The sequence below is a fragment of the Pelosinus sp. sgz500959 genome, from assembly GCF_042610375.1.
Lineage (GTDB): Bacteria > Bacillota > Negativicutes > DSM-13327 > DSM-13327 > CTSoil-075.
In genome coordinates, this window is sequence record NZ_JBGJZL010000005.1 from 31,260 (window position 1) to 55,956 (window position 24,697).

Annotated in this window: 21 protein-coding genes; 16 read left to right on the top strand and 5 right to left on the bottom strand. The window is 37.1% G+C overall.

The genetic code is table 11. The features are described 5' to 3' along the window. Window positions 1-446 precede the first annotated feature (446 nt). From ACAN52_RS09190 to ACAN52_RS09200, 3 genes are all read left to right on the top strand, one after another. Window positions 447-2,612 (top strand): DctP family TRAP transporter solute-binding subunit, encoded by a 2,166-nt coding sequence (locus ACAN52_RS09190; RefSeq protein ID WP_378954398.1) that lies wholly within the window; start codon window positions 447-449, stop codon window positions 2,610-2,612. 187 nt (window positions 2,613-2,799) lie between these two features. Continuing rightward, on the top strand, window positions 2,800-3,396 hold the full coding sequence (locus tag ACAN52_RS09195) for a LysE family translocator (protein ID WP_378954399.1): 597 nt from the start codon (window positions 2,800-2,802) through the stop codon (window positions 3,394-3,396). 5 nt (window positions 3,397-3,401) lie between these two features. Further along, entirely contained in the window at window positions 3,402-4,178 is a 777-nt protein-coding gene (locus tag ACAN52_RS09200; RefSeq protein ID WP_378954400.1) for a helix-turn-helix domain-containing protein, read from the top strand. 89 nt (window positions 4,179-4,267) lie between these two features. On the opposite strand, the gene ACAN52_RS09205 is transcribed toward ACAN52_RS09200, so the two are convergent. Further along, window positions 4,268-5,185, bottom strand: coding sequence for a LysR family transcriptional regulator (locus tag ACAN52_RS09205; protein ID WP_378954401.1), 918 nt, complete (start codon window positions 5,183-5,185; stop codon window positions 4,268-4,270). 263 nt (window positions 5,186-5,448) lie between these two features. On the opposite strand from ACAN52_RS09205, the gene ttdA reads away from it, so the two are divergent. From ttdA to ACAN52_RS09225, 4 genes are all read left to right on the top strand, one after another. Further along, window positions 5,449-6,348, top strand: a complete 900-nt coding sequence (ttdA, locus tag ACAN52_RS09210) for a L(+)-tartrate dehydratase subunit alpha (RefSeq protein WP_378954402.1) — start codon at window positions 5,449-5,451, stop codon at window positions 6,346-6,348. Then, entirely contained in the window at window positions 6,345-6,950 is a 606-nt protein-coding gene (ttdB, locus tag ACAN52_RS09215) for a L(+)-tartrate dehydratase subunit beta (protein ID WP_378954403.1), read from the top strand. Before ttdA ends, ttdB begins: the two co-directional genes overlap by 4 nt. Before the next feature lie 275 nt (window positions 6,951-7,225). Beyond that, complete coding sequence (locus tag ACAN52_RS09220; RefSeq protein WP_378954404.1) at window positions 7,226-8,578, top strand: MFS transporter; 1,353 nt, start codon at window positions 7,226-7,228, stop codon at window positions 8,576-8,578. 417 nt (window positions 8,579-8,995) lie between these two features. Further along, a complete protein-coding gene (locus ACAN52_RS09225; protein ID WP_378954405.1) occupies window positions 8,996-10,222 on the top strand; it encodes an SLC13 family permease in 1,227 nt (408 codons plus the stop codon). A gap of 342 nt (window positions 10,223-10,564) precedes the next feature. On the opposite strand, the gene ACAN52_RS09230 is transcribed toward ACAN52_RS09225, so the two are convergent. Then, entirely contained in the window at window positions 10,565-11,446 is an 882-nt protein-coding gene (locus ACAN52_RS09230) for a sulfite exporter TauE/SafE family protein (RefSeq protein ID WP_378954406.1), read from the bottom strand. A gap of 115 nt (window positions 11,447-11,561) precedes the next feature. Here ACAN52_RS09230 and ACAN52_RS09235 point away from each other — a divergent pair, with 115 nt between their 5' ends. Further along, a complete protein-coding gene (locus ACAN52_RS09235) occupies window positions 11,562-12,467 on the top strand; it encodes a LysR family transcriptional regulator (RefSeq protein WP_378954407.1) in 906 nt (301 codons plus the stop codon). Here the strand turns inward: ACAN52_RS09235 and ACAN52_RS09240 are convergent. After that, the gene (locus tag ACAN52_RS09240) at window positions 12,464-13,660 is read right to left on the bottom strand and encodes an MFS transporter (protein WP_378954408.1); all 1,197 of its coding nucleotides are present in this window, start codon (window positions 13,658-13,660) and stop codon (window positions 12,464-12,466) included. The genes ACAN52_RS09235 and ACAN52_RS09240 overlap by 4 nt on opposite strands. A 270-nt stretch (window positions 13,661-13,930) precedes the next feature. Here ACAN52_RS09240 and ACAN52_RS09245 point away from each other — a divergent pair, with 270 nt between their 5' ends. Further along, window positions 13,931-15,646, top strand: a complete 1,716-nt coding sequence (locus tag ACAN52_RS09245) for a methyl-accepting chemotaxis protein (protein ID WP_378954409.1) — start codon at window positions 13,931-13,933, stop codon at window positions 15,644-15,646. A 5-nt stretch (window positions 15,647-15,651) separates the two neighbouring features. Here ACAN52_RS09245 and ACAN52_RS09250 read toward each other — a convergent pair whose 3' ends face one another. Next, window positions 15,652-17,055 carry a PLP-dependent aminotransferase family protein gene (locus ACAN52_RS09250; protein WP_378954410.1) on the bottom strand — a complete coding sequence of 468 codons (1,404 nt, stop codon included), beginning with the start codon at window positions 17,053-17,055 and terminating at the stop codon, window positions 15,652-15,654. A 476-nt stretch (window positions 17,056-17,531) separates the two neighbouring features. On the opposite strand from ACAN52_RS09250, the gene ACAN52_RS09255 reads away from it, so the two are divergent. The 7 genes from ACAN52_RS09255 to ACAN52_RS09285 all read left to right on the top strand — a co-directional run bounded on the left by ACAN52_RS09255 (window position 17,532) and on the right by ACAN52_RS09285 (window position 23,828). Beyond that, window positions 17,532-18,203 (top strand): aspartate/glutamate racemase family protein, encoded by a 672-nt coding sequence (locus ACAN52_RS09255; RefSeq protein ID WP_378954411.1) that lies wholly within the window; start codon window positions 17,532-17,534, stop codon window positions 18,201-18,203. 176 nt (window positions 18,204-18,379) lie between these two features. Beyond that, a complete protein-coding gene (locus tag ACAN52_RS09260) occupies window positions 18,380-19,354 on the top strand; it encodes a bile acid:sodium symporter family protein (RefSeq protein ID WP_378954412.1) in 975 nt (324 codons plus the stop codon). 77 nt (window positions 19,355-19,431) lie between these two features. Then, on the top strand, window positions 19,432-19,827 hold the full coding sequence (locus tag ACAN52_RS09265) for a heme-binding protein (RefSeq protein ID WP_378954726.1): 396 nt from the start codon (window positions 19,432-19,434) through the stop codon (window positions 19,825-19,827). 123 nt (window positions 19,828-19,950) lie between these two features. After that, window positions 19,951-20,667, top strand: a complete 717-nt coding sequence (locus ACAN52_RS09270; RefSeq protein WP_378954413.1) for a FadR/GntR family transcriptional regulator — start codon at window positions 19,951-19,953, stop codon at window positions 20,665-20,667. Between the two features lie 24 nt (window positions 20,668-20,691). Then, complete coding sequence (locus ACAN52_RS09275; RefSeq protein WP_378954414.1) at window positions 20,692-21,531, top strand: ketose-bisphosphate aldolase; 840 nt, start codon at window positions 20,692-20,694, stop codon at window positions 21,529-21,531. Between the two features lie 44 nt (window positions 21,532-21,575). Then, window positions 21,576-22,379, top strand: coding sequence for a 3-keto-5-aminohexanoate cleavage protein (locus ACAN52_RS09280; RefSeq protein WP_378954416.1), 804 nt, complete (start codon window positions 21,576-21,578; stop codon window positions 22,377-22,379). Between the two features lie 12 nt (window positions 22,380-22,391). Then, window positions 22,392-23,828, top strand: a complete 1,437-nt coding sequence (locus ACAN52_RS09285; RefSeq protein WP_378954417.1) for a four-carbon acid sugar kinase family protein — start codon at window positions 22,392-22,394, stop codon at window positions 23,826-23,828. Window positions 23,829-24,065: 237 nt separating this feature from the next. Here the strand turns inward: ACAN52_RS09285 and ACAN52_RS09290 are convergent, their stop codons facing one another. Further along, complete coding sequence (locus ACAN52_RS09290) at window positions 24,066-24,548, bottom strand: MarR family winged helix-turn-helix transcriptional regulator (protein ID WP_378954418.1); 483 nt, start codon at window positions 24,546-24,548, stop codon at window positions 24,066-24,068. Window positions 24,549-24,697 lie beyond the last annotated feature (149 nt).

Genomic DNA, 24,697 nt, shown 5'->3' on the forward strand with positions numbered 1-24,697 from the left:
AGAGCAATCGGAGGAGTTCCTATTGCTCTTTTTTTACATTCCTGGGATGTTTTATATAGTAAAGAATAAAATTGATTTAATATTCGATATATTGTATAATGAAAATGAATTGCAAAAATAAATTAAAAATGAAAATAAATTGAATTAAAAGTGTAGGAATATTAATTTATACAATAGAAGTAGGGTTATTGTTGTTGTGAAAAAATATGAAAATAAATAAATTGATGAAAATAAGTTTCTTTTTAAGATGACAGAACTTATAATAGGTGATTCGTCAGAATTCCTGTTGATGATGGGGGGAGAATAACTAATAGAAAAAAATTCTAGTGTTTATGGTATTTAGTTAGCATCTAAGAGTGCTTGGTTTCAATTGATACCATTTGTGTGCATTAAATCCAATATGAAAGTCTTTAGCGGGGAATATAAAATTTTGAAGAGGTGTTATTTTGGAAGAAAAATATATAAAAATATTTTCTTTGGTGTCACCAATATTAATAATTATTTTATTAATTCGTGAAATTTTATCTGGGTTTGACATGTATAACTTATTCATAATAGCTATTATTCTTATAACGTGTGTGGTTAACCGAATACTATTGAATCGTATGATTCGACCGCTAGAAGGCATTTCAAAACAAATTTTTCGCATGGGGGAAGGCGATTTGACGGTTTCGGTGGAATGTGCGGAAAATAATGAATTGGGAAAGATCGCAAAATCGGTGAACTCTACTCTTGAAAACTTACGTACGCTCTTGGGATTAGTTACTGATGAAGCTGCAGAAGTATCGGCGAAGAGCGTAGAAATTGCATCGGTTTCTGACGAAACTAGTCGAGAGATAAGATTGATTTCAATGGCAGTAGCCGAAATTGCTTCGGGTGCTCAGGAAACTGGTACTATGGCACAAGATGCTGCGACTAAAACGGACCACGTTTCTGAATTAGCGAAGAAGACGTCGGAAGAGCTAAAAGTACTACTACAAAACATGCAACAGATTATGAAGGTAGCACAGCAGGGGCGCTCCGCAGTAGGGCAGTCCAGAAATGTTATCAGCGAAATTGCAGTCACTGCTCAAGATAATGTGCGCTTGGGTGAAGACCTTAAGGAAAAATCACAAAGAGTAAGGGAAATTATCAATCTCATAAATAATATTACGGGGCAAACTAATTTGCTTGCATTGAATGCAGCAATTGAGGCCGCAAGAGCGGGAGAACATGGTAGAGGGTTTGCAGTAGTTGCTGAAGAGGTTCGTAATCTTGCCAATCAATCTCGCCAAGCGGCAGCTCAGATAAATGATATAGTTGAAAGTATGCTTTCAGATATTGGGCATGTAGTAGAGGCATTTGAAATAAGTAAAGATAGTATGAGTATAGGTGTAAATACAATTACCGAGGCAAATGTTAGTTTTGAAGATATTACATCAAATATTGATAAATCGAGTATTAGGCTACAAGAGGTTGCATTGCTTGCCGATAGTCAGACAAAGGCGGCTGATGACTTGCTGTCTACGGTGCATGGAGTTGCTGCAATCGCTGAACAATCTGCCGCAGCAACTCAAAATGCTGCAGCCAGTAGTGATCATATTACCTTATCAGTTGCGGAAATCGCTAGCGGTACGCAAAAATTATCTCGTTTGGCTGGAAATCTGGAACAAGCGGTTTTTCGTTTTAATTTTTCTAATACCAAGACCTTACGTGTTGGGTTTGAAATGACAGATAAATCGGTATGTTATGCAGGGATGAAAAAATTTGGGGAAGTGTTATATGAACGTACGCAAGGACGTTACAATCTGAAAATTTTCCATAGCGCGCAACTTGGAACTGGTCTTGACATGATTGAAAAGCTGCGTGAAGGAACTCTTGAAATGACATTTCCGGCTTTGCCGACACTAGCTAGTTTTGATAAACGATTTATGATCTTTGATTTTCCATTTTTATTTAAAAATGAGAATATTGCAGATGATATAATGCACGGACCTTTTGCCAGAAAACTACTGGATATGCTTGAGCAATACGGATTTTACGGAATGACATTTGCTGAGAGCGGATTTCGGGATATGACGAATTCACGACATGCGATTGAAAAATTGGAAGACTTTAAAGGCTTGAAAATTAGAACAATGCAGAATGCGTTACATATAGATACTTGGAAAGCATTGGGTGCAGAACCAGTACCGTTACCCTTTGCGAAATTATATAATGCGATGCGTGTGAAAGAGGTAGATGGTCAAGAAAACCCTCTCGCTACCATCCATGATGATAAATTTTATGAAGTACAGAAGTTTTTAACGCTAACCAATCATGTATATTCACCTTTTATACTGATGTACTCGAAAAAATTGTGGGATATAGTACCGGATGAAGATAAATTGATTATTCAGCAAGCCGCGAAAGAAGGTGCCCTATATACTACTGAAGTTAATCGAAAAAAGAAGAATGAGAATTTATTAGCATTGGAGAAGAAAGGAATGTCCATAGGACGGATTAGCCCTGTGGAAATGGTTAGAATACAAGAAATAGTTAAACCGGTAATTGGAAAGTATAAAAATGAGATTGGTAAAGACTTGGTAAGTGAACTTTTTATGGAGATCGAGAAAGCAGAGTCGAAGAGGTGACGGTTCGTTTAGGGGGCAATCTGAAGTTTTGTAAGGCAAAAGGCTCAACAAGCAGGGAATACTGCATGTTGAGCCTTAAAACTATCTACGCACAAAATTTTTGCTTTTTAGCCTTGCAATAATATACTATGCCTACTTATTTTTTTGATGTATCATTCATGATAATAACATTGGAGGAGCTTATATCATGGACATTACATCTTTTTTACTATACTGCGTCATTATAACATTTACACCAGGACCTACAAATATTGTTATATTGTCTACGGTGCAGGGGTTTGGAATAAAACAAGCTATGGAATACACGTATGGAGCTACGATTGCCTTTGGTGCTTTACTTACCATCTCAACGATATTAAATACCGTACTTGTGGTCGTAATACCTAAAATTTTGATGATAATGCAGATAATCGGGAGCCTTTATATTTTATATTTGGCTTATCAGATATATAATATGGATACAGCAGAATCAACTGTAGGAGAAGTTGCTACCTTTAGGTCAGGTTTTATTATGCAGTTTGTAAATCCTAAGGTGGTATTGTTTACAATGACGGTAATCCCAAGTTTTGTTATGCCATACTACACGGAATCTCATATGTTGGCAATATTTGTTACGATCATTACTGCTGTTGGCTTTTTGGCATTTGTTACTTGGGTACTTTTTGGGGCAATTTTCAAGGAAATCCTGTTAAAGTATCAAAAACCAGTTAATGTAAGTATGTCCATTTTTTTAATCTATTCTGCCATAATAGGTTCGGGACTCGTTGAGATAATTAGGAGATGATGGATATGGAAAAGTTTATATATAAAAAATCATCAAATGTTACTGTGCTATCAGCTAGCTTTACTGATTTCACATATAAAAAGCATTGTCATGAAGAATACGCATTAGGTGTAACTCTGCGCGGTATTCAGCAGTATAATTTAGATGGCTGTTTTCATTCATCATATGAGAGTGGAGTTATGCTTTTTTATCCTGAACAGATACATGACGGTAGGGCGCATGATAGTACGGGTCTTGATTATGTTATGTTATATATTGATCCAATACTATTTTTAGAAATAATTAAAAAAAGAGATATAGTTCGTTTTGCATCCCCAATTGTCTATAATCAAGCTCTTAGAAAAAGTATTTTAAATCTTTCAAGTGCAATTCTAAGTGAAAAAGATGAAGCTTTGTGTAGTGAGTTGTTGCTATCCCTCGTAGATAACTTTAATCCAACGAATATTTGTACAGAGTATAAAAAAGATAATAAACTAATTAAAAAAGCAAAGGAAATGATTTATTCTAAATTAGAAAGTGTACTGAGTCTTGATGAAATTTGCAAAGAAATTGCCATGTCAAAGTTCCAGTTTATTAGATCATTTAATGCTACTACTGGAATTACACCATATCAATATTTTATATATTGCAAGGTCAATCGTGTAAAGCAATTACTAGAAAAGAACGAAGATATTTACTCGGCTATAGTAGAATGTGGTTTTGTTGATTTATCTCATTTAAATAAGCATTTTAAAAGAATCTATGGGGTAACAGCATTTGAATATACATCACAGTTAAATTAGAAAAAAGTATAAAATAGAATTTCAATATAAGTCTGGGTGATCTTTTTAAGGTCATCCAGATTTTTGCTTTCTAGTGGCCTAGCCTATTTTTATTGATGTATTTCCTTCATCAAAGATATAAATAGACGGGCTGCTTTAGATAAATATTTTTCTTTTCGATAGGCTATGACAACTGTTCTCGGATGTATTGGTTCTTCTATTGAAAAATAACAAGGATGTTCGGACATATGCCTAAGTCTAACTAATGTATCGGGGAGTAGAGTCGCCCCGAGTCCAGCGACAACTAAAGCTTGCGCTGCTTCCATGCTTTGACTTTCAAGAATGATTTTGGGTTTAAATCCAGCTTGTGCGCAAAGATCCAGTAAAGTATGATGTAGCCTTTGTCCATGTTTCATCAGAATAAATGGTACTTCCTTAAGTTGAGAAACTTTTATTGTTGGCCAGGGAGGCTGATTAGAATTACTTCCCCTATTTTGTTTGCTTAAAGGATGTTGTGGTGATAACGCAATTAAAAGTTCTTCTGTCAAAATCGGTTCATATGTAAAAAGATCTTCTGCTAGTGGCAGAAGTACGATTGAAAAGTCAGTAGTGCCATTCAAGGCAAATTCCTCTAGCTCTGCAGTAGTACCCTCTGCTAAAACAATTTCAATACCTGGAAATTGCTTTTGAAAAATAGGTAGCACTCGTGGCAAGAGATAAGTACTCCTAAAAGGGGAGGTTCCTATGGTAATACGACCTGTTTTCAAATCAGCAATATCATCCATTTGTTGAATGAGTTGATCATTTAAAGCTAAAATTTGTTTAGCAGTATCAATATATCGTTCACCAGCAAAAGTAAGTCGCAAGGGAGTAACCGCTCTATCAAACAATAAGACACCTAATTGCTTTTCTAGCCGTTGAATACATTGGCTTAAGGAGGGTTGGGCAATATATAACTTTTTAGCAGCTTGAGAGAAACTCCGTTCTTCCGCTACTTTTAGTACATATCTCATTTGACGATATTCCATACTGTACTCCTTTTATCCATTACTATATAGGTTTAAAACTATAGAATATATAGATCTTTTAATATTAGACCTATCAAACATTGTATAATATAATACTTTTAAAAGCAATAATGACTGAATATATTGAAAAAATTAATTTTTATTTAACTTAATGGCTGAATGACTTATCTAGTTTTCTAATGTATTCGTGTTGGTTGCATTGGGTTAATGTGGTGGAGTTTACTGGGCCTGTGGTGAGAAACGATATTTAAGGAGGTTATTACATGAACAAAGAACAAAAAATTCAGGCGATGACAGATATTATGACTAAATTTACCGGCTATATGGGTAAACATCTGCCTGACGATGTTACAGCGAAACTAAAAGATCTACGTGGGCAGGAAGAGAGCTATCTAGCAAAAGTCGTATATGACTCAATGTCTGAAAATCAGGAATTAGCTAATAAATTGAATCGTCCATGCTGTCAGGACACGGGAGTTGTTCAGTACTTTGTTAAGGTAGGATCAGAATTTCCACTCTTAGCTGAGGTTCAAGATATTCTGCGCACTGCGGCTCTACAAGCCACGAAAGAAGCGCCTCTACGTCATAATGCTGTGCAAATTTTTGAAGAAAAAAATACAGGTACCAATACAGGAGAACGTATTCCTTGGATAAATTGGGATATTATTCCTAAAGAGAAGGGCATTAATATTGAAGTATATATGGCTGGTGGTGGCTGTAGTTTGCCTGGACAAGGGAAAACACTGATGCCTGCAGCAGGCTATGAGGGCGTTGTAGAGTTTGTTTTTGACGTAATGACCTCCTATGGAATTAATGCATGTCCACCATTATTAGTAGGCGTAGGAATTGGCGGTTCTATTGATGTGGCAGCAGAGCTTTCGAAAAAGGCATTGTTTCGTCCATTAGGAGTACGCCATTCTAATTCACGCGGTGCAGAAATGGAGAGGTTATTGGAGAAAGGTCTCAATGACTTAGGACTTGGACCACAAGGATTATCTGGAAAAAATTCGGTTATGGGGGTTCATATTGAATCGGCTGCTCGCCATCCATCGACCATCAGCGTAGCTGTATCGATAGGATGCTGGGCTCATAGAAAAGGCAATATTCAAATCAATGAAGATATGACTTATGAAATTACTTCACACAGGGGGGTAACACTGTGAAAAAAATTTTAACAACACCAATTCAGAATGAAGACCTGGAAGAGTTGACAGCGGGAGACGTTGTATACCTAAATGGATATTTAGTTACTTGCCGTGATATGCCTCATCGACGCCTTATCGAGCTAGGACAAAAACTGCCAGTTGATTTAGCAGGACTTGCAATTTTCCATGCAGGGCCGATTGTTGTCAAAGACGGTGATGGTTGGAAAATGATTTCCATTGGCCCTACTACTAGCATGCGGATGGAAAAGTTTGAAAAGGAATTTATTGCAGAGACTGGGGTAAAATTAATTGTCGGTAAAGGCGGCATGGGGCCGAACACAGTGGAAGGGTGCCAAACTCACAAAGCAGTTCACGCAGTGTTCCCTGGTGGCTGTGCGGTGCTGGCTGCTACCGAAGTTGAGGAAATTGAGAGAGTTGAATGGTTGGAACTTGGAATGCCTGAGGCGCTTTGGGTATGTAGGGTAAAAGAATTTGGTCCGCTGATCATTTCTATTGATACTAAAGGAAATAATCTATTTGAAACCAATAAGGCAATATTCAACGAGAAGAAAGTACCAATTATTAAAGATATTTGTAGTCAAGTTAAGTTTATTAAATAGTTAAAGTCGTCAATAGAGAAGGGGTTTGCGGGAAAAGTTCCTGCAAACTTCCTTTATTAGGAAACATGGGACGTTCATCGTGCGAATTGTAATGCTAGTGAGCAACCTAATAACATAAAGGAAATTTTATTAAAAATAAGCATGCATGTACTTAAATTTTAGGTGTCAGCCTGATTCGTAGAGGAGTTTTTTTGAAAAAACCTGTAAATTCGTTTTTAAATAATGAAGAAAGGGTAGCGTAGATTTGTATGTTAGCAAATCTACTAGGTGGATTTATGAATATGACTCATCATGTTACACAAAATATAACTCCTTCCACAGCAAAGAAGACGAATGTTCGGTGGATAGTCGTAGCCATTTTATTCATTGTTACTATAATCAATTACGCTGATCGTGCTACGATTGCATTGGCTGGCCCAGAAATTGCGAAAGATTTGCATATGGATTCTGTAGCAATGGGTTATATCTTTTCTGCTTTTGGTTGGGCATATGTTCTTTGTCAGTTACCAGGAGGATATTTATTAGATCGATTTGGTTCAAGGAAAGTGTATGCAGGTAGTATTTTCTTTTGGTCTTTATTTACATTATTTCAAGGTTTCGTTGGTTTTTTAACAGGATTTACTGCAATTGCTACTTTGTTTGCTTTACGATTCATGGTTGGTGGTTCGGAAGCGCCTTCATTTCCAGCAAATAGCCGGATTGTTGCGGCTTGGTTCCCTGCCGCAGAGCGCGGCACTGCAGCAGCTATTTTTAGTTCAGGTCAAGCGGCTGCTACCGTAGTGTTTGGACCGATCATGGGATGGCTTGTATTCACTTATGGTTGGCACTATGTCTTTGTGGTTATGGGTGCGCTGGGAATGATCTTCACATTGGTATGGAATAAGTTTATCCATAATCCTAAGGATCATCCGATGGCGAATGAAGCTGAGATTCAATATATTAGAGAAGGCGGCGGCTTGGTCGATATGGATCAAGGGAAGAAGGATGGAGATAAGCAAGACGGACCTAACTTGAAATACGTTAAACAACTGCTTAAAAATCGTATGATGCTAGGCATCTATATTGCCCAATACTGCATTAATGCTACGATATATTTCTTTATTACTTGGTTTCCAGTTTATCTAGTACAGGCTCGTGGAATGACGATTCTCAAAGCCGGCTTTGCTGCATCTGTACCCGCGATATTTGGTTTTGTGGGCGGAATTTTGGGTGGAATGCTATCCGACTTCTTACTCAAAAAGGGTTATTCCCTTACGATTGCTAGGAAGGTACCGATTATAGTAGGGATGTTACTGGGAACGACGATAATCGCCTGTAACTATGTGGATACTGAATGGATAGTCATCGCTGTTATGTCTGTAGCTTTTTTTGGTAAAGGTCTAGGTCAACTTGGCTGGACTGTTAATTCTGATACTGCACCAAAATCAATCGTTGGTGTGAGTGGCGCCGTACTAAACATTTTTGGCAATCTCACCAGTATTATTACCCCCATTGCAATTGGCTATATTATAAAAATGACAGGATCATTCAATGGTGCGCTAGTTTATATTGCTGTACATTGCCTTATTGCTATCTTCTGTTATTTGTTTGTTGTTGGAGAAATTAAACGGGTTGAACTTAAGGATTGAACTTAAAAAAATTTGAAAAGTTATAAAGCTGCTAATTAGCTCCTTTCGAGGAATAATTAGCGGCTTTTTTTTATAAGAATGTTTTCTCAGCCAAACTCTGGTCTGAGGAACATGAATTACATATAAGGCTTATGTTCGCTGGATAAGATTGTTTAATAAAGTGAACCCCAAAACTATTCGAAGCGACTGATGGATATCCGTTTTGCCAAACATAGGAGAGTTAGTGTAAAATAATCCTGTAGGGGCGATAAAAATGGAATCACAAGGTAAGCGATAGTCAAGCGAATTTAAAAGCAAGTAAAAGAACATGTTTCATCTTCTCCCATTGCAGCGAGAGTTACAAATTTACTCACGAGGATCCGCGGTGCTTGACAAAATTTTAAAAATAAAAGTTATATAACACAAAGAGAGGTAGATATGGAACATTCCTTACATATGATATTGGCAGGGCTAATTCTAGGAGTTGTATTGGTGGTTTTTACATTAGGGAAGAGCCCTTTTTTTAGAGTAGATCGTGCGGGAGCTGCTATTATTGGAGCGGTGGCGATGATAGGAACGGGGGTTTTATCATCTGATAAAGCCACTGCGGCAGTAGATTATAAGACAATCATCATTTTATTTTCAATGATGATTCTAGTAGCAAATTTGAAATTAGCTGGATTTTTTGAGTTTGTGGGAAATAATTTGCTGCGGGTGGTATCTAGTAAAAAAAGTTTGTTATTTGCTATTATTTTGGTAAGCGGAGCTCTCTCTGCTTTTGCAATTAATGATATTGTTTGCCTACTGTTTACGCCTATTGTACTACTTATTTGCCAGAAAATTGATTGCAATCCAGTACCAAATCTCTTGGGGGTTGCTATGGCCTCCAATATAGGCAGTGCTGCGACTTTACTAGGAAATCCACAAAACATACTAGTGGGGAGTTTGTCGGGGATGTCATTTTTGTCTTATTTTATGACTGCAGCGCCTGTAGCAATCTTAGGATTGTTTTGTACTTTTATCGTGATTGCATTCTATTATCGTAAAGAGCTTCATGGCGGTTGGGAAAAGGGGCAGCAAATTCCTGTAAATACCCATATGTATTTGATTGTCAAAAGTTTATTGATACTAGCAGTTATCTTAATTACGTATTTATTTGGTTATGATTTGGCATTAGTAGCCAGCTTGGGTGCGGCAGTATCTTTAATGACTCGACGGGTAGAACCGAATAAAGTGTATGCCAGTGTGGATTTCAATCTGCTGGTTATTTTTATTGGCCTTTTTATTATTGTTGCTGGAGTCGAAGAAAGTGGATTAGTAACTTATATTTTTGACCAATTCTCTTTTTCCAAAGTCAACGACTTAGGTCTTTTTGCTATAGTAACTGTTGGCTTATCTAATCTGGTAAGCAATGTCCCCGCAGTGTTATTAATTCGTTTTCTTATTCCAGATACTGGGATAGAAGTATGGTGGAAGGCTTTAGCTTTATTTTCAACTCTTGCCGGAAATCTCACAATTGCTGGATCTATTGCTAACTTGATTGTAGTAGAGATTGCCAAACAAAATCATGTCTATGTCACCGCGCGGGATTATTTTCGCATAGGTTTTCCTCTTACGTTGCTTGTTACTTTCATAGGATATTTATGGTTGACTTTTATTAGATGATTTTAGTGATGAGAAATGACAGCACATCTAAGATTATGCTAGAGGAAAAAGGCGGATTTAGAGTGGTTCGAATTGCCTTCACCAATCGTATAGTTTACCTCCACCGTAGATAGAATATTATATCTACGGTGGAGGTGCTTTTATTTTATGGAAGCATATGTTATTAATACAGAATTCCATTTGAGAAAATAGATAAAGAAATACGTTGCCAACAGAAAGAAGGGCGAGATTATTTTTTCTGTAACCATAAAACTCCTAATGATGGAGTAAAGCCATATCAAAGACGCACAAAAAAAGAAGCAATACTTGGTGATAAGTTAAGTACTGCAAAGTCGAGGCTATCTAAATCAATTTAGAAATCATCTGTATAATTAAGAGACATATAATTAAGAGTAAAAGAGTTTTTGCTATTTTGAGGGGGATTTTTGGTAAAAGTAGAAGACCAAGCTGAGAGCCAATAATAGACCCAATCGCCATAGAAATTGCATAAGACCAATGAATAAATCCATTTTGATAAAATACAATAAATGCCCCCGTACAACTTCCTAGAATTAGAACCCTTGTCATTTGCACGGCTTTCATATAAGTATGGCAGTTTTTCATATAATAAAGAATACTAAATGTGGAGGAACCCGGGCCAAATCCTCCATCATAGGCAGCCACAAAGAAAGGAATATATAACTTCATTTTATTAGTAAGAGTCTTTTGATCAAGTTGGATATTGGCTGTCCATTCTTTATTTTTCAGTGTTACTAGTAATGCAAAACAAAGTAAAAAAAATGCAATAATATTCATTGTTTTTTCATGAATATTAGACGTTACTAACGATCCGCCTATTCCTCCTAAAAATGCTATTAATAAATTACTTATGATCGATTTTACTGTAAGTTGCTTATAACGGATGAGATAAAATACACTTGAAATTGCAGCTATACCAGAGGAGAATTTGTTCGTAGCAATACTCATTTGAATTGGAATACCAGTTAACATCATACCTGGTACAGTAATCAAACCAGCTCCTCCTGCTAAAGTTCCTAAAAAAGAGGCTCCTAATCCAATGAAAATTAAAATAAAAAGATGATAACTCCCATTTTTTATTCCCCAAAGTCCTGTTCCAATGCCTATTAATGATATAGATGTAAGAAAGAAAATCATATATATATTTCTTGGGCTTTTTTGCTTACTCTGCTGTTTAATTTTTTCTTTAATGACTGGTGTATTCATTACCATGTTATCCCCTTTACTATTCTTTATATAAAGGGTATATTATAGAAATTGATAAGTCTAATATATGTTTTTGATATATTTATAAAAAATAATTATGAAAGGGTTATATCCAATGAACCTTCATTCTCTTCGTATTTTTACTACTGTAGCGTCTATAAAGAGTGTTACTGAAGCCGCAAAAGTTCTTTCTATTAGTCAGCCCGCTGTAACCATTCAAATACGAAATTTAGAAAAAGAAACAGGATTGAAGTTGATTGAGGCTAAAGGAAGAGGAATGACATTGACTAACGCGGGTCAATTTTTATTTAAACAAGCTGAACGTTTATTTGATATGGAAAAAGATATTGAAAATAAACTAGGTCAATTAAGGAATGGAGAGTTAGAAGATTTGCGAATCGCATCAACTTATTTACCTGCTAATTTTTTATTACCTTTATGGCTAGCAAAGTTTAAAAAAGAGTCACCTTTAATAAACGTAGATCTGTATAGTGGCAATTCAAATGAAGCAATTGAAAAATTACTTCACTATAAAGCGGATATCGCTTTTGTTGTAAAAGAAAAATGGAAACAACCAGACTTAAATCTCCATCATTTAATGGACATAGATTTCTGGTTTATCGTCCCAACAGGTCATAAATACAATGGAAAAGAAGTATTATTAGCTGACTTAGTCCAAGAGCCATTTTTACTAAGAGAAGAAGGAAGTTCTACAAGAGAAATTCTTTTTTCTTTATGCCATGTTCATGGAGTTACAGCTCCCTATATAGGATTGCAATTTCATGGTTTAAATGAATCCATTCGTTCTGTTATAGCTGGATACGGTACAATGCTAGCACCTTCACTCGCCGTACAAGAACATTTGAAACGTAAAGAGGTAGGCAGGGTTAAAGTTAAAGGCATTGAAATAAAACGCCCTGTATATCTTTGCAGTCGCAAAAGAGATAAGGAGTTATCCCCTAATATCAAAGAATTTCTTAATGTAATAAAAAATAATTCTGGATTGGCAACATTTTTTTAGAGCACTCTTCTCTCGCTAGTTCTTACTAAAGCGAATAAAAGTACTGCTAGCACCGGGCCGGCGGCCAATACGCCGAATACCCATTGATAACTGCCAGTCTTGTCCAGAAATAATCCTGCCGTTATCGGTGAAATAACCGAACCGAGCTGCCAGACGCCGTTACACAGGCCAATGGCTGTACCCACCTGATGGGATTCAACCAATTCACTGATAAAGGTATTTAAAACCGGTCCAAAAATAAATGCTCCGGCGCCGAGTAAAGGTGTCAGAATCAGGAGTTGCTGACTGTCTTGATTAGTGCCGAACAACCATAACAATATGGCGAAACAAGCCAAAATTGCCATGCCTACTTGGCGGCGATGTTGGGGAAAACGGTCGGATAGGCAGCCGGCCAGCGGTTGGCCAATTAAAGCTCCAAGACCGAAAAATGCCATAATCTGTCCCGATTGCTTGAGGGAGAGCCCTAGACTTTGATGCATGTAAGTATTGGCCCAAGTTAATGTCCCCCACGTTCCCCACATCGCAAAAAAACCGGCCACAGCCGTCAGAATAAGATCACGGTTAGCAAGCAATAGCCACACATTGTTATTTGGCCTCTGATAATCCCTTGTCGCCTTGGTGGTTTCTACGGATCTGGGTAGTATCAACCAGGAAAACACCCAAACGAGCAGGGTCAGACAGCCAGCAACCAGAAAAGAAGTGCGCCAACCATGGCTGGCCGCAATCAGCGGCGACATGATATTGGCCACAAGCAATCCAAGCGGGGATGAGGACATAAAAAAACCCATCGCCGTCGCCCGACGGGTAGGCCCAAAATAATCATAAACGCCTTTAACTGTAGCGGCTAGTACCGCTCCTGACCCGATGCCAGCAAGAAATCGCAAGAAAACTCCCGACCAATAGCCCGATACCCAGGCGGTGCTTAATGTAAAGATTCCCATTAGGAAAAGGGATACAACCAGCACTTTTCGGGTTCCCAGCCGATCGGCTAGAATTCCTCCCGGTAGTTGAGTCAACAGATAACCGCCAAAAAAAGCACTCATAAATCCGCCTGCCTGAGTCGCAGTAAGGCCAAGCTCGCTGCTGGCCATCGGGATTACTGGTGGCCAGCATAACCTATCGACAAATGAACAAAAGAATGCCAATCCGCCGCAAAGAACCACTCGTATCGCTACCGATAAAGTACGCTTCATTTTTTATTGCTCCTATCGATGTAATAGTGGAAAAAAGAACTCGCCCAGTCTTGTCACGACATTTTCAAGTTATTTGCCACAAATGCCCATTAGCCCTTATTGTACCATTGAGCTATTCTCAGTTTCAATGGGATTTCACATAAAAGAGAAAACGAATGGTTGTGGAAGTGGAAGTAAAAGGAATATAGAAGGAGATTTATTATGTTATGTCGTATTTGAAAGTATTAAGTAATTTATTTGGTCGGTAAGCGGAAAAGGATGGGGAAACGGATGGATTTACTAAAAAATCAAAAAGTTACAATTAAAATCTTGTGTGTTCTTGTAGTATTACTGCTTTTAATTTTAGTCGTTGGCAGTGCGGGATTCTATTCGGCAAAGAAATTAACAAAGCTTTCTCAGGATATGTATAATGAACGATTACATCCCATTGAGATCGTTGATAATATTCGGCTTTTAAGCAAAGATACGGAGGCAAAACTATTAGAACTAATTCAAACAACTGATGACAGTAGGAAACAGTCGATTATCAAAGAAATTGATGAAAATACAAAATTGATTAACAAATTGCAAGAAGAATATCAAGGAATAGGACTTGATGAGTTTGCAAAAAACAAATTTGATGAATTGCAACGAGGATTAACAGCTTATCGTCAGGCACGTAGTGATATTATTAAACTTGCTGTTAATGGTCAGCAAAAGGAGGCTTTTACTTTATTTGAGAATAGTAAACCAATTTTTGCAAAATCCCTCAGTTTGCGGGCGGAAATATCTGAGCACAACTCTAAAATGGGAAAAATACTTTATGAAAATGGTGCAGTAACTGCAGAAAATTCCATTTATACTATCATTTTAATAACGATTTTGGCGTTCTTTTTAGCGGGTTTGTTAGGGTGGTTGTTGGCAAGAGCAATATCTGTACCTTTAAACAAAATTGTGGTAGCTGTAAATGAAATTGCAAATGGGGATCTGCGAGACAAAAAACGCCAAGTTGTGTCCAAAGACGAAATTGGTCAATTAGCTGATGCTATTGCCAAAATGCGTGATGACTTAAGGTCACTTATTATGCGTATCAATAATTCTAGTGGGCAAGTTGCCGCTTCTTCGGAAGAATTAACAGCTACTGCGCAGCAATCATCTCAGGCGGCTTCACAAGTTGCTAGTGCTGCTGTTGATATTTCTGGAGAAACTGCGACACAAGTGAAATTTGTAAATAATTCCAAGAGTGTTGTTGAAACTATGTCTGCTAACGTTGAAGAGGTTGCGGCAAGTACTAGTGGAGTTGCTGATGTTGCTGATAGAACGGCTAATACTGCCACACAAGGATTAGAGGCTATCAATAAAGCTACAGCTCAGATCGTAAAAATTGAGAAAACCGTCATGCAATCAGCAACTATTGTTGAAAAATTAGGCGAACGTTCAAAAGATATTGGACAAATTATTGAAACTATTTCGACCATTGCTGGGCAGACAAATCTTTTAGCACTTAATGCGGCAATTGAAGCAGCACGTGCGGGAGAACAGGGGCGAGGCTTTGCGGTTGTAGCCGACGAAGTAAGAAAATTAGCTGAGCAGTCCGAAGCTGCTACGAAGAAAATTGGTATTTTGATTAACGAAACTCAAGAGGATACTAATCGAGCAGTGCAATCTATGCAAGTGGGTACTCAGGAAGTAAAAGTAGGCACTGAAGTTGTGAACAGTGCTGGGCAGGCTTTTAAGGAAATAACAAATTCTATTAATTTGGTGTCTTCACAAGTAAAAGAAATATCAGAATCTATCCAATATATGGCAAGTAATAGTCAGGATATTGTAGTATCTATAACGAATATTGATGAGGCAACGAAATCTACTTCTTTGCATATACAAACTGTTTCGGCTGCTGCTGAGCAGCAGTCAGCTTCTATGGAAGAAATTTCATCATCTAGCATGGAACTAGCAAAGTTAGCAGAAGAGTTGCAAATGTCTATACTAGGCTTTAAATGTAAGTAAAAAGATTAGTCCTCATTCCACACTTGATACAATTCCTGTAGAATTGGTTTAAATTTAGAGATTGGAATGGTAGCAAATCCAAGCAAAATTTGTGCGTGTGGACAATCCATTGGATTCATATAATTCACTGCTGTAGAATAGACCCTAATGCCAATCCTTTCAGCTCGCTTTATCAGTTCATCCTGAGAAAGCGAGTTTTTTATTGTTAAAAGAATATGCATTCCGGCTCCTTCGCCAGATATATTAGCAGTATTTCCTAACACTTCATGTATGGCAGTTAACAAAGCATTTTGTCTTTTGCGATAAAAGGTGCGCAGTCGATTGAGATGTTTTTCGTAGTTTCCGCTTGAAATAAAATCCGCAAGAGCAGTCTGCTGCAAAAAAGAAACCTGTGAATTATAACGATAATAATAACGTTTATAGGTATCCATTAAAGAGGGAGGGAGTACTAAATAAGCTACGCGCATGGAAGGAGAAAGTGATTTTGAAAAAGTTCCGGCATAAATGGTTCTGCCATGAATATCTAATGATTGTAAAGATGGGATTGGGTTTGTATCATAGCGAAGTTCACTATCATAGTCATCTTCAATTAGATACGTATTTGTATTATATGCCCATTGAAGTAGCTTATGGCGCTTGGCAATGGAAAGAACTGCGCCGGTAGGAAATTGGTGTGATGGCGTCAAATATAAAAGCTCCGTTCTCAAATCTTGTATTGAATCAATAGAAATACCATCTTTTTCTACTGAGATAGGTGTTAACTGATAATTGTGATTCTGAAATACAATACGGACTCCGTCATATCCTGGATTTTCTATGGCAATGCGTCTACTTGAACTTTCAAACATATTGGCGATTATCTCCATGGAGTATTGGTGACCGCAGGTGATAATAATCTGAGATGGACTACAAGAAACACCTCTTGAGCGTCGCAGATAGGTTGAAATACTTTGCTGTAAGGAAGACTCGCCTTGTCTGTTTGGATAATTTATGTAAGGGGAGGATTCCATTGTTATAAGAGCATTATTGATACTTTTTCGCCACTGTTTATGGGGGAAAATAGAATTATCTATACTCCCATATTTAAAATCATATCGTATAAAACAGGATTGTGTTTTTGATTTGTCGATATAATCATGGAAGTCGTCTGGCTTGGGGAGAGGAAATTCCGGAGCGATTTTATTAACAGTAAATCCACTTCCGAGTATGGCGGTTACATATCCTTCTGCGACAAGTTGTTGATAGGCTTTATCAACTGTATTACGACCAATCGATAATTCGGTAGCTAGCTTTCTGGTGGCAGGAAGTTTATCGCCAAATTTTAAAGAACCAGAAAATATTTCTTGCTTCAAAGAGATATAAATTTGCTCATAAATCGATATTTGCGTGTGTTTATCAATATATATCAAGATAGTGAACCTCCTTTTAAAGATGAATTAGAATTGGATCCTGAAAAATATCAATATTAGAACTTATATGAAAGCCAATTGTATTGTATCATTATAATAATCAATCAATCAATCAGGATAACATGTGGAGGTATATTGGCAGGGTTAAGTCCAGCTATTGTATAAGGTAGGGTACTTTTAATCTAAATAGTTTCATTTATAGCTAAAAGGGAAATCCGTACTTGCTTTGATAGCAGGTACGGATTTTTTGTCACACTCCCGATTGAGGCAATCGCTCAATATTGTAGTAGGTATCAATTATATGCTGGAATTGATACAATTTTCTCTTTGGCGTTGGATTATTAACTGAATATTATTAAATAATTATAAAATTTTCAATAATACATATTTACATTTAAATTAAAATGTGTAATAATGTGATTGAGACAACGTAGGATGTAGTATGTACTACGTACTATGAAAGAGGAGGATTTTGTATGAAAGTAGCATTGGTTTATACGAGTACTACACCAGAATTGATTGAGTTGGTAGAAAAAGAGGTACGACAATTACTTCCCCAAGGTACAGAGATCATTAGTTATCAGGATCCGTCGATTTTAGCGGAAGTCAGAGAGGCTGGATATGTTACAGCTCCTCCAGCAGCCAGACTGATTGGCATGTATATGAAAGCGGTATGCGATGGTGCAGATGCGATTCTTAATATTTGTTCATCAGTAGGGGAAGTTGCGGATTCTGCACAAGATGTTGCCAGATATACTGGTATTCCAATCGTGCGCGTCGACGAAGACATGTGCCGAGATGCGGTACGACAAGGTAAACGTATCGGTGTGATGGCTACATTACCAACGACTCTGGCTCCAACCAAAAACACCATAATGCGCGTAGCGCGGGAAATGAATCAACATGTAGAATTAGTGGATGTGTTGGTTGATGGTGGCTTTGGACTTGATCAAGAGCAATTCAAAGAACTGATGTCCAAATATGCTGGAGAAATTTGTGATAACGTCGATGTTATTTTGTTTGCCCAAGGTTCTATGGCTTACTGTGAAGAATATATACAACAAAAATATGGAAAACCTGTTTTGTCTAGTCCAAGATTTGGTGCCTTAGCATTGAAAGACGCTTTGGTGAAACAAGGATTATTATAATAATTTATATTTTCTTTACGTAATCAGAAAGTAGAACATTTTCTTGATTACAAGTAAGAACGACTAAGATTTCTGCTTGCGTCTGAGGAATTGGCACAAGTCAAGTCTTTTCTTATCGCTGGTCAGTTTAGACTGTTCATGGTAGAAGTGGTATAAAAACAAAAGGGGCGAAGAAAATGTTGGAAAAATTAGGTGCAATCGTAAAATTTATTACGAAATATTTTTCTTTGTGGATTATTTTAGGTGTTGTTGCTGCATATTTTAATCCTGAATCATTTAAGCCATTAGCGCAATATGTTCCCTATTGTATTATGGCTGTTATGTTAAGTATGGGTCTTACTGTATCAGTGGATGACTTTAAACTAATTCTTACGCGACCTAAAGATGTATTCTGGGGTATTGTTTTACGTTATATGATTATGCCGTTTATTGCGTTTGGTTTAACAAAAGTACTTGATTTACCACCAGTTTTAGCTGCAGGGCTGATACTTGTAGGATGTTGCCCGAGTGGAGTGGCCAGCAATGTAATGACATTTTTAGCTAAAGGGGACACTGCACTCTCGATAACAGTTTCTACAATCAATACAATTATAGCGCCCTTTATTACGCCGTTTATGTTCGTTTTTTTAGTTGGCACCATAGTCCCAGTTGACGCTAATAAGATTCTAATCGATATATTAAAGATTGTTTTGATACCCGTATTTTTAGGAGCCGTAATTCGGGCGTATGCTTCTGATTTTGTTGATAAGATTATGCCAATTGTTCCAATCGTATCTGTAATCGCTATTTTTATTACGACTAGCTCGGGGTTTGCTCTCAGCGCTGGTTCATTGGCTCAAGTTGCTTTGATTGCTTTTGTGGCTGTAGCGATACACAATATACTTGGCCTTACAACAGGGTATTGGGCGGCTCGTGCTGTAGGAATGCCTCATTTTAAAGGCAAGGCTATTTGTTTTGAAATAGGTATGGAAAATGGTGGGTTAGCCATGGCGTTAGCATTAGCGCATCTTGCCCCATTAGCATTCATACCAGCTGCCATATTTAATTTGATACACAATCTTACTGGTCCGCTATTGGCAAACTATTGGCGAGAAAAAGAAGAAAAAAGAGAACTTGCCTTAGAAGATGGGAAAAGCGCTGTACAATCATGAAAATAGATCAAAGTCTAGCATCCTTACCATTGATATACAGGATGTAAGATAAGAAAGGGCTGATTTGATTGGAAAATATGACATTGACATTGGCAAAAAAAATAGCACATGATGCTGAAACGATCGTTAGAGAAGAATATGGGATGAAGCCATTTAGTGTAGCGATTTGTGATAAGGATGGATTTTTAGTTTTATTCAACAAACAGGATGGGGCTAAATTATTGACGATAAACCTTACGCCGAATAAGGCTTATACCGCTGCAAGAATGGGAGTAAGTACAGCTGATTTCCTGAAACGCTTGCAGCAAGAACAGCTAAATATTGCTTATTTTGCCGATGAAAAATTTGTGGGGATGCCAGGTGGTATGCCGATATATAATGATCGGCAACAGATTATTGGCGCAGTCGGTATCGGCGGCCTGAAAGAAGATGGAGAAATAGCTGCCAAAGTATCTGCGGCGACTCATCTATAACAAAGTATTTGCTATCCATTGATTGCTTTTAAGAAAGTATTTTATCAAATCATGTCATATGATTGTCTTGAACCTACGTATGATGTATACTGAAAAAGCAAAAATATCATCAGGAGGTTCAGTATGGCAAATGAAACTTTTTTAAAAGAAATAGGTGGCAAATCTGTTGTAGAGCAGATTGTTGATAATATTACAAATGCTATCATTAATGGAGAGTTGAAACCGGGCGATAAGATCCCTACTGAGAATGAACTATGTGCATCGATGGGGGTTGGCAGAAATTCTGTTCGTGAGGCAATTAAGATATTAGGAGCATATGGTGTTATTAATATTAAACGTGCAGAAGGAACTTTTGTAACACAAAATTATGACAGCAAAATGTTATATCCTGTTCTTTATGGAATTATTCTACAAAAAGACTCTGCAAATCAAATTGTTGAACTACGAAAAATAATTGATGTAGGAATACTTCAATTAGCAATTGATAAGCTAGATTCGGAATCTTTACATAAAGCTGAACAAGTTATGAAGGATCTTGAAAAAAAGATAACAGCTACAAATGTAGAAGCAAAAGATATCTTTGAGGCAGATATTGCATTTCATAAGATTCTCGTTGATATTACAGAAAATGCATTATTGGAAGGGATCTGTTTTTATGTAGATCAGATTACCAGTAAATCTAGGATAAAAGCGACAGAAAAAATCTTAAAAGAAGATGCAACGGAACAATTTTTGCGTATGCATAAAGAAATACTACGTGTATTAAAAGAAAAAAATCGAGCAAAGATCAATCAAGTAGTCGAAAATCACTATCAATATTGGGAGAAAATAAAGGATTAATCACACAGTAAGGGGGTATCCACGATGTTGGTAAATTTTAAAGATATCCTCAATGAAGCTTATGTCAATCATTATGCTATAGGTTCATTTAATGGATATAATTATGAAACATTTAAAGGAATCATCGAGGCGGGATCTGAGACAAAAACACCAGTGATTCTGGCATTTGGTGCTAAGTACCTAAAAAATATGTCCTTGGAAACGGCATATGCCATTTCTAAAAGTCTAGGCGAGACGAGTGAAACACCGATTTGTTTGCATCTGGATCATTGTAGTGATCTGGATACGGTGTTTCGCGCCATTCGCGCCGGTTTTGGTTCAGTGATGTATGATGGGTCGGCGCTGCCCTTTGAGGAAAATGTAAAAAATACAAAACTGGTCTGTGATATGGCCCATGCTTGTGGTGTATCTGTGGAAGCTGAACTGGGATCTTTGGCAGCGGGAGAAGGTTCCCACGAAGGAATGGCATCAGATGTAGAAGTGTATACCCAGCCTATGCTTGCAAAAGAGTTTGCTGATGTGACACATGTTGATGCATTAGCTGTTTCAATCGGAACGGTGCATGGACTTTATAAAGCCAAACCCAATATACGCTTTGATATATTAGAAACCATTAACAATCTACTGTCGATACCGTTGGTATTACATGGAGGATCAGGAGTTCCTGAGAAGGATATTTTACTCTCCACTGCCAAAGGGATTGCCAAGATCAATGTCAATACAGAGATATCTGTTTATGCTGTCGATAAGACCACAGAGCTTTTAAGGAGTAAACAACCACATTTTTCGGAGGTGTCTTTGCATCAGGTCAATTATGTCAAAGAAATTGTTAAAAAATACATATCGTTTTTTGGCCAACGGTAATATAGGGGACAGGGATGTGTAAGCTCTGTTATAGGAGGATAAAAATGGATAAAGTAATGATTTCAGTTGCTCCCGTAGCGAGTACAGACAAAAACATAGTTCCAGATAAAATTGCTGAAGATGTTTTGAATTGCTGGAAGGCAGGAGCCGCTATGGTGCATTTGCATGTGCGGGATGCTCTGGGAAATCTGACTACAGATATGAGTCTATTGGAAGAAACCTTACGTCTGATTCGAAAAGATTCTGATATCATAATTGAAGTGTCAACGGGTGGTGTTTCCAATCTTTCAATAAAGGAACGTTGTGTTCCCTTGTATTCGGATCTTGTTGAAGCATGTTCCTTAAATGTTGGTTCCACCAATTTGGGAAAGGCCGTATATTGCAATCCAATTGATGACGTAGAATATTGTATTCGTGAATTATTAAAGATGAAAAAAACACCGGAAGTGGAAGTATTTGAAATTGGTCATATTTTTGCCATGAAAGAGTTGATGGAACAATATGATCTTATCAATCCAGTACTTTTTAGTATTGTTTTGGGGCATAAAGGTGAAGCTCCTGCCACACCACAAGCATTGGCTGCTATGATTCAAATGATTCCAACTGAGGCCCTTTGGGGTATCACTCAAGCAAATCGGCGAGATTTTTCCATTATTGCAGCGGCTCTTGGAATGGGAGCTAGTACTGTTCGAATTGGTTTTGAAGATAGTAACTATTTGGATAGGAATACCGTGGTCGATACCAATGTTCCTTTGGTAGAAAAAACTACACGATTACTTAGAGCTATGGATAAGGAACCCATGAGTCCAACTGATGCAAGAAAAATGTTTGGAATATTCAGTAAATAGGAAGTTGAAAATATGAAACCATTATCAAAGCTGAGTGCTGATGTTTTACAATCCTATCCGACGATCGATGAAAAATATGTACAAACCCTTTTAAAGCAAGCTGTTGACAGTGACCCTCATAAAATAATTGTACTAGATGATGATCCGACAGGTATTCAGACTGTTCATAATGTCTCCGTATATACAGATTGGTCTTACGAAAGCATTCGCTGCGGCTTTAAAGAAAAGAATAAAGTTTTTTATATTTTGACAAATTCCCGCGGTTTTACAGAAGAGAAGACCATAAAAGCCCATAAGGAAATCGGTCAAATGATTGCTCAAGTTGCGAAGGAAGAACAACAGAAGTATTTGATTGTTAGTCGTGGCGATTCGACTCTCAGGGGCCATTATCCTTTAGAAACCATAATTTTAAAAGAACAATTGGAGCATTCTACAGGTCAAAAAGTTGATGGTGAAATTATTTGTCCGTATTTTAGAGAAGGTGGCCGTTTTACGATCGATAATATTCATTATGTGCAGTATAGTGATTTTCTTATCCCAGCCGGCGAAACTGAATTTGCGCAAGATAAAACATTTGGTTATCAGTCATCAGATTTGACTGAATACATTGAAGAAAAATCAAAAGGCTTCTATAAGAAAGAACATGTTTTAACGATTTCCCTGCAAGAGTTACGCGCACTAAAAATTGATGAGATTACTGAAAAACTCATTAATATAAAAGATTTTGGGAAAATAGTAGTCAATGCGATTGATGCCTATGATGTAAAAATATTCTGCATCGCACTTTATCGTGCCATTGCGCAAGGAAAAAATTTCCTGTTTCGCACCGCTGCTGGATTTGTAAAAGAATTAGGCGCTATTGGGGATAAGCCACTTTTAAGAAGACAAGATATGATCACAAGCAGCATTGGTACTGGTGGGATCATTGTTGTTGGCTCCCATACACAAAAAACGACCAGCCAGGTTGAGCAATTAAAAACTCTTGAGGGAATAAGATTTATCGAATTTAATTCGGATTTGGTTCTTGAAGAAAATCTTTTCCTAGAAGAAATTGCCTCGGTCATAAAGATGGAAGAAGATCTGTTAAACCAAGGTGTTACAGTTGTTATTTATACTAAAAGAAAATTATTGACCTTGGAAAATGATTCGAAGGAAGATGCTCTAGAGCGTTCTGTCAAAATATCAGAGGCAGTACAATCCTTAGTTGGCAGACTGCAGGTAACTCCGGCTTTTGTTGTTGCAAAAGGTGGTATCACTTCTAGCGATGTTGGTACTAAAGCGTTACAAGTAAAGCGGGCAAAGGTATTGGGACAAATAAAACCAGGTATACCTGTATGGCAAACAGGAGAAGAAAGTAAATTTCCTCATATCCCTTATGTTATTTTCCCTGGTAATGTTGGAGAGGAGAATACGCTTAAAGAAGTCGTGGAAATATTACTAGCAAAATAATATAAGATTGTGTTGTAAACCTCCAATGTTAGGTGAAATAAAACTAATATTGGAGGTATTTTATTTTATAGAGATCATATACCATCAATGGGGAAGTGAATTTTAAAAAGCTGATGAAAAATAGATCAATAGCAAGAAGTAAGGGGTAATCTAATATAGAAAAGGGGCTGCTTTGCACAAGGTTAAAAAACCTATTGTTAAAAGCAGCTCCTTTATTATGATGAATGATAGTTCTGTTTAATCTGCAATTTGTTTCATGAATTGATGAAGAATCGGTAAGAGTTGTAAAGCATTTTCCACATCAATATTAGAGGAACATATTAAATTTTGTGGAATGTGGGTAACTTTTGATTTTAATTCATATCCTTTGGGAGTGAGCTTTACATATACATTTCGTTCATCGGAAACACTGCGGGTTCTTTCTAGATAACCAAGGCTTTCTAATTTTTTTAGTAAAGGTGTTAGAGTACCCGAATCCAAGTATAGCCTTTTACCTAGAGTTTTAACGGTCACGTCGTCTTTCTCCCAAAGAGCCATTAATGTAATATAACCAGTGTAGGTAAGTCCGAGAGGATCGAGAAGTGGCTTATATTTTCTTATGACCTCTTTCGAAGAGACATATAGTGCGAAACAGAGTTGATTATCAAGTTTTAACAATTCATCTGTAGAAAAATTGATTGTTTTATCAGTGGCTAACTCGTTACATATTTTTTGTTTCATAGTATAAAATCCCTTCTATTGCAAAGCTCATGTGATGCAATTAAATTGTAATCAATAAACTTTTAAAAGTCAATAATTGATCTTGACAAAAGAATAAAAATTTCAGGATTTAATGCTGAACATAAGTTGCTGAAATTTAGTGTGAAAAT